The 14,931-nt window shown below is 61.8% G+C and carries 4 protein-coding genes and 1 pseudogene; 1 reads left to right on the top strand and 4 read right to left on the bottom strand.

Annotation, left to right across the window (positions count from 1 at the left end):
- Positions 1-158: 158 nt before the first annotated feature.
- Entirely contained in the window at positions 159-935 is a 777-nt protein-coding gene (locus ACN6KF_RS01080; RefSeq protein ID WP_434955051.1) for a VOC family protein, read from the bottom strand.
- Between the two features lie 254 nt (positions 936-1,189).
- On the bottom strand, positions 1,190-1,894 hold the full coding sequence (locus ACN6KF_RS01075) for a DUF899 domain-containing protein (RefSeq protein ID WP_434955050.1): 705 nt from the start codon (positions 1,892-1,894) through the stop codon (positions 1,190-1,192).
- Positions 1,895-2,049: 155 nt separating this feature from the next.
- Between ACN6KF_RS01075 and ACN6KF_RS01070 the strand changes: the two are divergent.
- A pseudogene (locus ACN6KF_RS01070) lies at positions 2,050-2,480 on the top strand (MarR family winged helix-turn-helix transcriptional regulator).
- Between the two features lie 65 nt (positions 2,481-2,545).
- Here ACN6KF_RS01070 and ACN6KF_RS01065 read toward each other — a convergent pair.
- A complete protein-coding gene (locus tag ACN6KF_RS01065; RefSeq protein WP_434955049.1) occupies positions 2,546-13,006 on the bottom strand; it encodes a beta strand repeat-containing protein in 10,461 nt (3,486 codons plus the stop codon).
- Positions 13,007-14,066: 1,060 nt separating this feature from the next.
- A complete protein-coding gene (locus ACN6KF_RS01060; protein ID WP_434959585.1) occupies positions 14,067-14,846 on the bottom strand; it encodes a hypothetical protein in 780 nt (259 codons plus the stop codon).
- Positions 14,847-14,931: the final 85 nt, after the last annotated feature.

Genomic DNA, 14,931 nt, shown 5'->3' with positions numbered 1-14,931 from the left:
CCGCCGTTTCTCCTTGTAGCGATAAGGCCTTTGCCAGAGCGAGGCAAGCTCTTGTCTTACAAATTGAGCGAGAGCGTTTGCGATGGGACCTGGTGTATGACGAAGGCTCCGCAGCCACTTCCTGCGGAGCCTTCATCATCCCCAATCGGGTGTCGTGATCAGGACCGGGGTCGGGGTCCGACCATGGCGGTCAGCGCACCCTGAGGATCGCGGGCCTGGATCACCCACATCTCGCCGGGCACTTCCATCGGCTCCAGCGTGATCGTGCCGCCATTGGCGGCAACGCGCCGGGCCGTCTCGTCGATGTCCTCGACCTGGACATAGTAAACCCATATCGGTCCGCACATGTCCTCAGTCCTGGTCATCACGCCACCATAGTCGGTGCCCTTCTTGCCATAGAGCTGATAGACGCCCATCGGCCCCATATCGAGGCCCTCGCGCTTCTCCCAGCCGAACAGCTTGGAATAGAATGCAAGAGCGCCCGCCGCGTCGCCGGCATGCAGCTCACGCCAGGCGATATGGCCGGGCGTGCCCAGGCCCGGCATCTCCGGCGCCTCGCCCTGCCCCTTGAACAAGCCGAACACGGCACCGTCGGGATCGGCCGCAATGGCGAAACGGCCGATGCCCGGAATATCGTCCGGAGCGCGGTAGATCTTGCCTCCGAGCCTGGTCACCTCGGCCGCCGAAGCGTCAACGTCGTCGGCTGCGACGAAACCGCTCCAGTTCGGCGGGGTGTTGCGGGCGGCGGCATCGGGCGGAATGTCCATGAGGCCGGCGACCAGCGCGCCCTTGTTGGAAAACAGCATATAGGCCGGGCCCGGCATGCCGGAATCCGCCGCCTCCCAACCCAGCACGGCGGCATAGAAGGCCGCGGCCCCCTTCACATCCGTGGTCATCAATTCATACCAGACGAAGTCTCCGTGTGTGACCGTCATGACAGGCTCCCTTGGATGCCGGCTCCCCGATGCCGGATTTCTGTTCTTGGAAGAAACGATAGGCGAACGACAGGGCGGCCTGGCGACAGGCCTCCGCTGCTCATGAATGCAACCGCCTCGACCGCGGCAATCTGGAGCAAAGCGCATTCATGACTGAACACGCTTTGCTCCAGCTCTTTGTTTCCAAGCCAATCCAACGGATTGGCTGGAGCGTCTTTGCGATTCTTGGTGACGCCGTCTCATCGCAAAACGCTTTAGTCCTGGTATTCGTCGTGCCGGCGCACGAAATCCATGGTGGTCGCCTCGTTGCGCCCCTTGGGCGCCCGGTCGAGGATCATCAGGGTGCCGATCAGTTCCTCCGGACCACGGGCATAGCTCGAATAGGTGTGAAACACCTCGCCCTGCTCATCCTTGTAGAAGGCGCTCAGCCCGGGCAGTTCGTCATGGCCCTGGGCACTCGGCTGGCTGGTGAAATTATAGGTGATCTCTTCGCCCGCCAGGTCCTCCCGGCTGAAGGAGACGTGGTAGTCGAAGTTGAAATCGCTGCCGAAGGCCGAAGCCCAGGGGAAACGCCAGCCCATGCGCGCCTTATAGGCCTCGATCTTCTCCAGCGGCGCGCGCGAGACGGCCGTGAGCGTGACGTCGTGATGGTTGAGATGGGCCAGGGCGCCGTCGAGATGATCCGCCAGGAAGGAGCAGCCGGGGCAGCCAGCCTTCCAATCGGGGCCCAGCATGAAATGATAGACGATCAACTGGCTGCGCCCGTCGAACAACTCCGCCAGCGTGCGCCGCCCCTCGGGCGTGTCGAACAGATAGGCCTTGTCGACCTTGACCCAGGGTAGAGCCATGCGCTCGGCATTGAGGCGATCGCGCGCCCGCGTCGCCTCCTTTTCCTTGATCAGAAGCGCCTTGCGCGCCGTCAGCCACTCTTTCCGGGACACGACTGAATGGGCCGGCATGTCGACCTCCCTCGCTCGGATTTGTATTGCTTGACTAAATAGGTTGATATCAACATTATTAGATCGTGTCAAAACACCTTTCCCATGAGCGGTTCTCCTCCAAGATAGGGCTCGATGCCGAAGAGCCTCCCGCTTCGGACTGCGAGCCGCAACCTCTGGTTGCTTTTGCAACGACCCTGATCGTGCGCGATACCTGCCTATGCCTGCATGTGCAGCGGGCAGCGCGAACGCTGGCGCGCCGCTTCGACGATGCCTTGCGGCCGCTGGGGCTGACCAACAGCCAGTTTTCGCTGCTGATGGCGCTCAACCGCCCCTCCCCCCACCGATGGGCCCTGTGGCGGCACTTCTGGCCATGGATCGCACCACCCTCACCGCCGCGCTCAAGCGGCTCGAAGCCCGTGGCCTGGTGCAGGTGATGCGCGATCCCGTGGACCGGCGTTCGCGCCTGCTGGCGCTGACGCAGGCTGGAAAGCAGCTCCTCGCCCGGGCCATACCGATCTGGCAGGACAGCCATGCCCGCCTCGAGGCCGGGATGCCCGACGGCCACGCCATCCGCCTGAGGCAGGATCTCGCCGCTCTCGGTTGACCCATGACACGACAAAGGCCCCGGTTGCCCAGGGCCTCGGTCAGAGACGTCCGATGTCTGTCGCCTCAGTTGAAGGTGTAGGACAGGCCGCCCATCACGCCGAAATCAGGCTTGCGTCCACCGGGCGAATAGGTGCCGGCGACATTGGCGCGCCACTTGGCATCCTCCGAAGTCCAGCCCAGGCCCGCGGCCATGCCGACCTGACGATGATAGACCGCCATACCTCCGGCAACCGAGACCTTGCCCGGCCTGTCGTCATAACGCAGGGCCGAGGCCGCCATGGCAGAGGCAATGCCCTGCCGGGCTTCCTTGAGATTGTTGGACACCTGGCTCTGCAGATTGGCGATGTTGCCGCCGATGCCGTCGAAGCGCTTGTCGAGGGCGGTCAGGGCACTGCCGACATCATTGTATGTGCCTGTGCTCAACTTGTAGGAAGTCCCAGTAAGTTGGCCGTTGCCATCAACGGTGGTGTTACCACCCAACGCGGCCGCCACGGAGCTGGCGGAATTGTAAAGCTGCGATCCGTTGATAGCCTGCTTTGAGTCCTTCGACACTGCCCCATTGGCGACATTGTCGATGGTCACCGGTGTGCCGGCATTGCCTAGGGTGATGCTAATTTTGGTCGATGGATCATCATACTTCACCGCCGCATTGGCGAGATTGGTGGTGTTGGTGTTGAGCTGCGTCATCGCGTCCGACACGGTGCTGTACTGGGTAGGGCCGGCCGTATCGACATTGCCCTTATTGTCGATCTTGGTGACGTTCTGCTGGAAGCCCGAGATCGTACCCGTCTTCGCATCATATGTCGCGTTGCCGCCCAGCGTCGTGGCTGTCGACGTGCCGAGATTGTTGACGTTGTTGCCGATCTGCGTGACCTGCTGGCTGGCAGCCTCGATCGCCTGGTTGGTAGCATAGAGCTGCGAGCCGTTGATCGCATCCGTCGAGGTCGCCGAAATCTGGCCGGCCGCGACATTGGTGATCGTGCGCTCATTTCCCGTCGAACCCACGCTGACCGTGCTGGTCGCGTTGGTGCCGGCGAAGGTGTAGTCGGTGCCGTTGATGGTCGTGCCCTTGGTGTTGACCACCGTCGAGGTCACCGAGCCCGCACCGAGCGCCACGTCGCCATCATTGGCCGAGGCCTGAGCGCCATTGCCGATGGCGGTCGAGTTGGTCGTCGTCGCCTTTGAATTGGCGCCAACCGCCGTAGCCCCATCGGCCGAGGCCTGGCTGCCCGAACCCATCGCGGTTGAGCCATCGCCGCTGGCCTCGGCATTCTTGCCGGTGGCAATCGATCCCTCTCCGCTGGCCTTGGCCTGCGTGCCGGTTGCGATCGAGTCGTTGCCGGAAGCCTCGGCACTATTGCCGACCGCCACGGACGACTCGCCACTCGACTGCGAGCCATTGCCGGCGGCCAGAGACTTGTCGCCGCTCGCCACCGACTTCGGTCCGATAGCCACGGCACCATCACCGCTGGCGACGGAATCGGCATCCGTCGAATTGGCGTGGAAATATTTGATGCCGCCGCCATTGATGGAACCGCCGATCTTGTCGAGCACGCTCTGCACCGAGGTGAAGGTACTGCCGCCATAGTTCAGGCTGGTGATCACCGTGCCGCTGCCGGGATCGAAGCTCGAGCCACCGCCGAGGCCGCTCGCCACCGAATTGCCCAGGCTGAAGATTTGCGAGCCGTTGACCGCATCGGTGGAGGTCGTCGACACGTCGCCCTTGGCGACATTGGTGATCTTCTTGCCGCCGGCATCGATGCCACTGGTGGTCACGCTCGGGCCGCCATCAATGACAAGGCCGGTCGTGTCGATCTTGGCGGCCCCGATCGTCAGGCTGTTGGCGATGGTGACATCGCTGGCAAGGTTGAAGGTAACCGCGTTACCCGACTTGGTGATGGCGATATTGCCGTCGGTGTTGTTGAGGTCCACCGTATCGCCCGGAGCGACATTGGACGAATTGGCGCCGTTGGCGGTGAGGTTCCAGCCCTTGTTGGCGGTCTGGTTTACAGCATCCAGCTGGCTGACGTTCACCACATCGTTCGGAGCGACGCCGTTGGCGACATTGGAGATCTTCTGCGGCGAGCCACTGCCATGGCTGGCGTCATAGGCACCCAGTGCCGAGTTCCATTGCAGGGCATCCGTCTGCAAGGCCGTCACTGAGGTGTTCACCGCGTTGAAGGCATTGCCGACATTGTTGTAGTCCGTGCCGCCAATAGTGTAGCTCGGCGCGCTCACCGTGCCGGTGGTCGGGTCATAGGTCGAGCCGCCGCCGAGATTGCTGGCGACCGAATTGCCCAGATTGTTGGCGGCGTTGCTGACCGTCTGCAACTGGCCGACATTCACCGCATCGGTGACGTTGGTGCCTGCTGCGACATTGGTGATCGCCTTGTTGCCGGCGTCCACACCATTGACGGTCACGCTCGGACCGCCCGCGATGGTGAGCCCCGTCGCATCGAGCCTGGAGGCGCCGACCCCCACGCTGCTGGTATCGATGGTCACGGCGCCAACCGACAGGCTGTTGGCGATCTTTACATCGGAGGCCAGGTTGAACGTCGCATTCGACCCGGCCTGTGTGATCACGATGTTCTTGTCGGTGTTGTTGAGATCGACCGTGCCTCCAGGCGCTACGTTGCTGGTGGTCGTGCCGTTGTTGGTGCTGAGGTTCCAGCCCTTGTTGGCCGTCTGGTTCACCGCGTCGAGCTGACTGACATTGACGGCATCATTGGCGGCAACGCCATTGGCGACATTGCCGATGGTCACCGGCGTGCCGGCATTGCCCAGCGTGATGGTGTCCTTCTTGGTCGGGTCGTCATATTTGACGGCCGCGTTCGACAGGTTCGTCGTGTTGGTGTCGAGCTGTGTCAGCGCGCCGGCCACAGTAGTCTGCGGGGTCGTGGCCCCGATATTGCCCTTCCCGTCGATGGCCGTGATGTTCTGACTGAAGTTCGCGATCTTGCCGGTGGTCGGATCGTAAGTCGCCCCGCCGCCGATGGTCGAGACCGTTGTGCTGCCCAGATTGTTGACGTTGTTGCCGAGATTCGTCACCGACGTGGCGACAGTGTTGAGCTGGCTGAAGTTCACCGCGTCGTTGGGGTCGCTGCCATCGGCGACATTGGTGATCTTCTGGCTCGCCGCGTTGATACCGGCCGTCGTCACGCTCGGCCCGCCCGCGATGGTCAGCCCCGTGGTTGTTACCGTGGTGCCGCCCACCGTGAGGCCAGTGGCGTCGAGCGTGTTGCCGCCTGCCGTAATGCTGTCCAGGGTGATGCTCTTGGCGAGATCGAAGGTCGCGTTCGGGCCGTTATGGGCGATGACGATATTGCCGTCGGTGTTACTCAGATCCACCGTGCCACCGGGCCCGACATTGCTCTTGCCCGCCGTATCGCCGCCCGTCGACAGGTTCCAGCCGGCATTGGCATTGTTGCCCACCGCCTGCAGCTGGCTGACATTGACCGCATCATTGGCGGCCACGCCGTTCGCGACGTTGCCGATGGTCACCGGCGTGCCGGCATTGCCCAGGGTGATCCTGTCCTTCACTGCCGGGTCGTCGTACTTCACCGCGGCATTGGCGAGATTGGTCGTGTTGGTGTCGAGCTGCGTCAGCGCGCCGCCGACCGTGGTGTAGTTGGTTGGTGCTTCGGCAGCGTCACCCTTGTTGTCGACGGCCGTGACATTCTGGCTGAAGCCGGACAGCGTGCCGGTGTTGGGATCGTAGGTCGTGCCGCTGCCAATGGTAGAGGCGCTCGAATTGCCCAGATTGTTGACGTTGTTGCCCAGGTTGGTCACCGAGGTGGAGACGGTGTTGAGCTGGCCCAGATTGACCGCGTCCGTCGCATTCGTGCCGGCGGCCACATTGGTGATCGCCTTGCTCCCCGCATCAACGCCGGCCGTGGTCACGCTTGGCCCGCCCGCGATGGTCAGCCCATTGGTGGTCACCGTGGTGTTGCCGACCGTCAGACCGGAGGAGTCCAGCTTGTTGCCGCCCGCCGTGACGCTGTCGAAGGTTGGCGTCATCGAAGTGGCGATGGCGATGGTGTTCCCGGTCTGGGTCAGCGCGATGTTGTTGCCGGCCTGGTAGGTCACCGTATCGCCGGGAGCGATCTTGGTCGAGCCGCTTCCCGTGGCCGTACCGGTGCTGCCGGCTACCGTGCCGGTATTGGCATTCCACCCCTTGTTCGCCGTAGTATCCAGGGCCGAAAGTGCGTTACCGACATTGTTGTAGGTGTTGCCCGAGATATTATAGCTCGGCGCGCTCACCGTGCCGTCCGGATTCACTACCGAGCCACCGCCGAAATTGTTGGCGACCGAATTCGACACGCCGTAAAGCTGGCTGCCGTTCACCGCGTCGGTCGAGGTCGCGCTGATATTGCCCTTGGCGAGGTTGGTGATCAGGGTGAGATCGCCAGCCCCGATGCCGCCCAGCGTGATCTTGGTCTTGCTCGTGGGGTCGTCATACTTCACCGCGGCATTGGCGAGATTGGTCGTGTTGGTGTCGAGCTGCGTCAGCGCGTTGGACACCGCGGTGTACTTGGTCGGCGCACCGGCCGCATTGCCCTTACCGTCGACCGCCGTGATGTTCTGATTGAAGCCCGTCAATGTACCCGTATTGGGATCATAGGTCGTGCCGCCGCCAAGGGTCGAGGCGGTCGAATTGCCCAGATTGTTGACGTTGTTGCCCAGGTTGGTCACCGAGGTGGAGACGGTGTTCAGCTGCCCCAGATTGACCGCGTCGGTGGCGTTGGTGCCGGCGGCCACATTGGTGATCGCCTTGCTGGCAGCATTAATGCCGGCCGAAGTCACACTCGGGCCGCCGGTGATGGTCAGGCCGTTGGTATCGAGCTTGGAATTACCCGCCGTCAGGGTGTCGACCGTGACGTCCTTGGACAGGTTGAAGGTGACGGCGTTGCCGGTCTTGGTGATAGCGAGATTGCCGTCGATATTGTTGAGGTCGACCGTGCCGCCGGGCGCGACGTTGGAAGAATCGGCGCCATTGGCAGTCAGGTTCCAGCCCTTGTTGGCGGTCTGCTGCACGTCATAGAGCTGCGAGCCATTGACCGCGTCGGTCGAACCCGCGACCACCGCACCATTGGCAAGGTTGGTGATCTGGGTCGGCTGGGTCGCACCGACACCGCCGAGGGTGATCTTGGTCTTGGTCGCATCGTCATATTGCACCGCGTTGGCGGTTGCGTTGCTGATGACACCGAACAATTGCGAACCATTGATCGCATCGGTCGAGGTTGCCGTCACATCGCCATTGGCAACATTGGTGACCTTCTTGCCGCCCGCATCGACGCCAGCGGTGGTTACGCTCGGACCGCCCGTGATGCTCAAGCCGGCCGCGTCGAGCTTGGAGGCGCCCACCACCACGCTTGAGGTGTTGATGGTGACGGCGCCGACCGACAGGCTGCTGGCGATCTTTAAATTGGAGGCGAGATCGAAAGTTGCGTTCGGGCCGTTATGGGCGATGACGATGTTGCCGTCGGTGTTGCTGAAATCCACCGTGCCGCCGGGGCCGACATTGCTCTTGGCGCCTGTCGCGCCATTGGTCGACAGGTTCCAGCCGGCATTGGCGTTGTTGCCAACCGCCTGCAACTGGCTGACATTCACCGCGTCATTGGCCGCCACGCCATTGGCGAGATTGCCGATGGTGGTGCCGCCGGCCCCGCCGAGCGTGATCTTGGACTTGGTCGCCGGGTCGTCATACTTGACCGCGGCATTGGCAAGGTTGGTCGTGTTGGTGTCAAGCTGCGTCAGCGCGCCGCCGACCGTCGTCGTCGCCGTCGGTGCAGCCGCCGCGTTGCCCTTGTTGTCGACGGCGGTGATGTTCTGACTGAAGCCCGACAGTGTACCGGTCGCCGGATCATATTTGGTGCCGCTGCCGATGGTCGAGGCCGTCGAGTTGCCCAGATTGTTGACGTTGTTGCCCAGGTTCGTCACCGAGGTCGAGACAGTGTTGAGCTGGCTCAGATTGACCGCGTCGGTGGCATTGGTGCCGGCAGCCACATTGGTGATCGCCTTGCTCGCAGCGTTGATGCCGGCCGTGGTCACGCTGGGACCATCGGTGATGGTCAGGCCGGTCGTCGTCACCGTGGTGTTACCGACCGTCAAACCGCCGGCATCGAGCTTGTTGCCGCCCGCCGTCACACTGGTGAAGGTGGGCGTCATCGAAGTGGCGATGGCGATGGTGTTGCCGGTCTGGGTGATCGCGATGTTGTTGCCGGCCTGATAGGTTACGGTGTCGCCGGGGGCGATCTTGGTCGAGGCGCTGCCCGAAGCCGTACCCGTACTGCCGGCAACCGCTCCGGTATTGGCGTTCCAGCCCTTGTTGGCCGTCTGTTGCACGTCGAAAAGCTGCTGGCCGTTGACCGCATCGGTGGATGTCGACGTCACCGCGCCATTGGCGACATTGGTGATCTTCTGCGGCGAGCCGCTGCCATGGCTGGCATCATAGGCGCCGAGCGTTTTGTTCCACTGCAAGGCGTCCGTCTGCAGCGCGGTCACGCTGGTATTCACCGCGTTGAAGGCGTTGCCGACATTGTTGTAGGTGGTGCCGCCGATATTGTAGCTCGGCGCGCTTACCGTGCCCGTCGTCGAATTGTAGGTCGAGCCACCGCCGAGATTGCTGGCTGTCGAATTGCCGAGATTGTTGACGTTGTTGCCCAGGTTCGTCACCGAGGTGGAGACGGTGTTGAGCTGGCTGAGATTTACTGCGTCGGTAGCATTGGTGCCGGCGGCGACATTGGTGATCGCCTTGCTGGCGGCGTTGATGCCGGCCGTCGTCACGCTTGGACCGCCCGTGATGGTCAGGCCGGTGGTGTCGAGCTTGGAATTGCCGACGGTGATGCTGCTGGCGATATTGAGATTGCTCGCCAGGTTGAAGGTCGCGTTCGGGCCGCTATGGGCGATGACGACATTGCCGTCATTGTTGCTCAGATCGACCGTCCCGCCAGGGCCGACATTGCTCTTGGCGCCCGTAGCGCCATTGGTCGACAGATTCCAGCCGGCATTGGCGTTGTTGCCAACCGCCTGCAACTGGCTGACATTGACGGCGTCATTGGCCGCCACGCCATTGGCGACATTGCCGATGGTTACCGGGGTGCCGGCATTGCCCAGGGTGATCTTGGTCTTGGTCGCCGGGTCGTCATACTTCACCGCGGCGTTTGAAAGATTGGTGGTGTTGGCGTCGAGCTGCGTCAACGCGCCGGCCACCGTGGTGAAGTTGGTGGCAGCCGCCGCCGCATTGCCTTTGGCATCAACAGCCTTGATGCCCTGGCTGAAGCCCGACAACGTGCCGGTCGAGGTGTTGAACGTCGTGCCGCCGCCAATGGTCGAGGCCGTCGAGTTGCCGAGATTGTTGACGTTGTTGCCCAGGTTCGTCACCGAGGTCGAGACGGTGTTGAGCTGGCTCAGATTGACCGCGTCGGTGGCATTGGTGCCGGCAGCGACATTGGTGATCGCCTTGCTCGCAGCGTTGATGCCGGCCGTGGTCACGCTCGGACCGCCGGTGATGGTCAGGCCGGTCGTCGTCACCGTGGTGTTACCGACCGTCAAACCGCCGGCATCGAGCTTGTTGCCGCCCGCTGTCACACTGGTGAAGGTCGGCGTCATCGAAGTGGCGATGGCGATGGTGTTGCCGGTCTGGGTGATCGCGATGTTGTTGCCGGCCTGATAGGTTACGGTGTCGCCGGGCGCGATCTTGGTCGAGGCACTGCCGGAAGCCGTGCCGGTGCTGCCCGCCACGGTGCCCGTATTGGCGTTCCAGCCCTTGTTGGCAATGGTGCTGACGGCGGTCAACTGACTGACGTTCACCGCGTCATTGGCGGCAATGCCATTGGCGACGTTGCCGATGGTCACGGGCGTGCCGGCATTGCCGAGGGTGATGCTGTTCTTCGTCAGCGGATCGTCATACTTCACCGCGGCATTGGCGAGATTGCTCGTATTCTTGTCGAGCTGCGTCAGCGCAGCGCCCACCGTTGTCGTCGCCGTCGGTGCAGCCGCCGCGTTGCCCTTGTTGTCGACGGCGGTGATGTTCTGGCTGAAGCCGGACAGTGTGCCGGTCGCCGGATCATATTTGGTGCCGCTGCCGATCGTCGAGGCTGTCGAATTGCCGAGATTGTTGACGTTGTTGCCCAGGTTCGTCACCGAGGTGGAGACAGTGTTGAGCTGACCCAGATTGACCGCATCGGTGGCATTGGTACCGGCGGCGACATTGGTGATTGCCTTGCTGGCGGCATTGATGCCGGCCGTCGTCACGCTCGGCCCGCCCGTGATCGTCAGGCCGGTGGTGTCGAGCTTGGAATTGCCGACGGTGATGCTGCTGGCGATATTGAGATTGCTCGCCAGGTTGAAGGTCGCGTTCGGACCGGTGTGGGCGATCACGACATTGCCGTCGGTGTTGCTCAGGTCAACCGTCCCGCCGGGCCCGACATTGCTCTTGGCGCCGGTCGCGCCATTGGTCGACAGATTCCAGCCGGCATTGGCATTGTTGCCCACCGCCTGCAACTGGCTGACATTGACCGCATCATTGGCAGCCACGCCGTTGGCCACATTGGTGATCGCCTTGCTGGCGGCGTTGATGCCGGCCGTGGTCACGCTCGGACCACCGGTGATGGTCAGGCCTGTGGTGTTGAGCGTGGAATTGCCGGCCGTGACGCTGGTGAAGGTGGGCGTCATCGAGGTGGCGATGGCGATGGTGCTGCCGGTCTGCGTGATCGCGATGTTGTTGCCGGCCTGATAGGTCACGGTGCCGCCTGGCACGATATTGGTGAGCGCACTGCCGGAAGCCGTGCCGGTGCTGCCGGCAACCGCACCCGTATTGGCATTCCAGCCCTTGTTGGCTGTCTGCTGCACGGCAAAGAGCTGAGAGCCATTGACTCCGTCGGTGGAAGCAGCCGTTACCGCGCCATTGGCCAGGTTGGTGATCGTCACGCCGCCGGCCGGAGCTCCCACGCCACCCGTGGCGCCGAGCGTGATCTTGTTGCCGCCGGGAGCATCGTATTTGACCGCGACATTGGCCAAATTGGAGGTGTTGGTGTTCAACTGGTTCAGGGCACCGGCGACCGTGGTCTGCGCCGCCGCCGCACCGACCGCGCCGGTGTTGCTGACCGGATTGATATTCTGGCTGAAGCCCGACAGCGTGCCGGTCGCGGTGTTGAAGGTCGTGCCGCCACCGATGGTCGAGGCTGCCGAATTCCCAAGATTGTTGACGTTGCTGCCGATCGTGGTCACCGAAGTGCCGATCGCGTTCACCGCCTGGTTGGTGGCGAAGAGCTGCGAGCCGTTCACCGCATCGGTGGAAGTGCCGCTGATCCGGCCGGCCGCGACATTGGTGACGGTCCGTTCCTTGCCGGACGAGCCGACGCTTACCGTGGAAGCCGCATTGGTGCCCGCGAACGTGTAGGCTGTACCATTGATGGTGGCGCCGGTGGTGTTGACCACGGCAGTCGTGGTCGAGTTGGAGCCCAGTGCTACGTCATTGGCATTGGTGGCAGTTGCATTGTAACCAACCGCTGTTCCAGCTATTGCCGAAGCCGTCGTTCCCCAGCCCAGCGCCGTGGTCTGATCGGCACCGGCGACCGCGAAAGATCCCAGCGCTGTAGCCCTCGTACCCGTGGCATTCGCGGAGGTTCCGAATGCCAAGCTATCAGTGCCGTTCGCCAGGGCACCATAACCGAATGATGCTGAGTTGGTTCCCGTGGCATTCGCCAAGGTTCCAAACGCCGTCGTCGCCGAACCATTGGCGGTTGACTTGTTGCCGAAAGCGGTCGCGGGAGCCAGGGCGCCCCCGCCATTTGCGAATGAATTCGTACCCAATGCCATATCGTTCGCGCCAGTGGCGTTGGCCGATGAGCCTATGGCAAGCCCCGTCGCTCCCGCGACTTTGGCACCGGTACCAATCGCGATACCGTTTGCGCCGGAAGCCGCCGCATTACGTCCGAAGGCGATCGAGTCGGCAGCCGAGGCATTGGCGGCCAGGCCGAACGAAATGGCATTGGCTGCCAGCGCCAGCGAGTTGGTCCCGATTGCGACGGCGTTGGCGCTGTTGGCGTTGGCGTTGAATCCCATGGCTGCGGCGGTGGCGACCGAAGCGTTCGAGTTGACCCCTAACGCAAATGAATTCTGGACGGCGTTTGCCCCCATGCCGATCGCCATCTGATTGGCATAGACATTGAATGTCGTAGCTTGGCGGTTCGGATCACCGAGTTGGATGAAGACGTTGTTGCTGTTGTCGATGCCGCCACGGAAGAATTGGGCGATGCCGGCTGTCCCCGTATTTCCGCCGCCACCCAGGACCAGATCTTCGGGCGTCGCGCCCTGTGCACCGTCCTGATTGGAGATGATCTGCAGAGCCTGTCCGGTGCTCGGAGAACACCGCATGGTGTTCTGGGCCGGGATCGAGCCGATCGCGGTGTTGACGGTACTGCAAGACAACTGTGCCCAGGCCTTGTCCGGGCTCAGGCCGACGACACCTAAGACAGCGAGGGCAGTCGATGCGAGCAGAAACTTGTAGTAGCCGCTCACTGCGCCGCCGGAAGCCTGCGCGACAACAGATATCCCGCACGGCAAGCTCCCGCCCGTCGTCAAGGAGCCGACGCCCAGTCTCTTGTTTCGCATGCCCATACAACGATGCGCCATGCGCAAAACCGCATGGATGCGCCGGCGCAGGCTGCGATGAGCATGCTTGGCGAGATGAAGGCTGTCGTGGTTCGGCATGGGGCCCCGGTCTGTCTTGAACGTCGCGTCTTGCAGGCAAAGCCGTCCCTTCCGAAGACGGCCCTGATAGCAGTTGACCTAGGGATTCCCGTTTCCCGGGCAGCGATTCATGCTTTGAATACTTGATCCCCCGACCTCGGATACCCCTTTAGGAACAGCCGAAAGCCGTAGCGTCAGGGAAAAGAATCCTGCGCGTTTTTAGCTAATACCCTCGATTACGCAGACGTGTAAATACAGACTAAAACACAAAATGAAGTATCTTTTTACCTTTAAATAAATTTATAACTTAATTTTATTCGAGAAAACGATTTCTATGTCAAATTATTATAATCCTAAAGGAGTATTCCCTAGAGGATATATGAAATTATTGGGATAAAAATTTTAAAAAAACGATAAAAATATTTAAGATTATTTATGATCAAATAAAGAAAATAAATTAGTAAACCGATTTACAATTTTTACAATTTAGTATCAAAAAACAATAAATGATGCCTGACGTAATTTTCAATTTACCAAATCAGCGCAAATACATTTAGGCGATACGATGAGATGCACATGAGAAATTCTGGGTCACCTGGTTGACCAGGGATGCTTTCCTGAATAGATAGCCTGCCACAAGCGAGATGGAGGGCATCCCTAATTCGAAGGGATTAAGCCTATTGAGCAGGCCTCGCAGCCCCCGGGGACTGTTGCGAACAAGCAACAAGGCGAAAAAATCGGATGCCGCCAGCCCGGCACGCGCCTTGCTTCAACAAGTCAGTCAACAGGCACCAGAAAGGCCGACTAGGCCCAGGCAGCAATCGAGAACTTCCGGATTTGAACCGCGACAAAGAAAAAGGGCGGCCCGAAATCCGCCCCCTCGCAAGATCTATTGGATCGGAGCCGGATCAGGCTCCGGCTTCGGCTTGGGTTTGGGTTTCGGCTTGGGTTTCGGTTTCGGCTTGGCTTCCGGCGCAGCCACTGGTGCGGGCGTCGCGGGAGCGGCGGCGGCCGGCGACGCTTCCGCCGGCGGCGACACTGGTATCTGCGCTGCGTTCGGTCCACCGGCCGAGGGCGACGCACCCGCCTGTGCGATGTTGACGCTGAGCCCATCGACGAGCAAACGCCGATCGCCCCCCTGGAAGAGCAGCTCGAAAGTCAGCTTCGTGTCGCCATTCACCGGAAAGAAACCCGCGAGATGGAGCAAGCCGTTCTTCTCGACCTGCGGCGCGAGGGTGATCGTCGGCTCGAGCACCAGCGCCGCCGCCAGATCGAGCCCCGCCTTGCGCTGGCCGGCGAAGACCTCGGCCAGTTTGGCATCGCTGTTCTCACGCTGGAATCCAGGCGAGCCGAGATCGCGCAGCACCGAGTAATTGCCGGTCTTGTTGGCCTGGTCGAGCGCTATCAGGGTGGAGCGTACCAGCATCAGAACGGTCTTGGAGTCGAGATTCATCACCTGCGGGCCGGCAGGTACCGCATTTGCAGGAGCCGGCGTGGCCGGAGTGGGCACTGGCTGCTGCTGGGCCATGGCAGGCAGAGCCAGGCCGGCCGCAACGGCGAGGGCAAGCAGACCGACGCGTGTGAAAGGAGAAGAATGCCTCCGGCAGGCCGCTTTTCTCTGCGATACACCAAATTTCATGAGGATCGAGGTCTCGTTGGAGAGGGGCACAATGATCAAGCTTTCACAGATTTCCTCGTGCCTGTCACCTCGCATGTTTCAATCTATCCACGCCAGCCGAGACCCGATACATGTG

Source organism: Labrys methylaminiphilus subsp. lupini (genome assembly GCF_051161885.1).
Classification (GTDB): domain Bacteria; phylum Pseudomonadota; class Alphaproteobacteria; order Rhizobiales; family Labraceae; genus Labrys.
The sequence above is the reverse complement of the archived record's forward strand: the minus strand, read 5'-3'. Positions and strand labels throughout refer to the sequence as shown.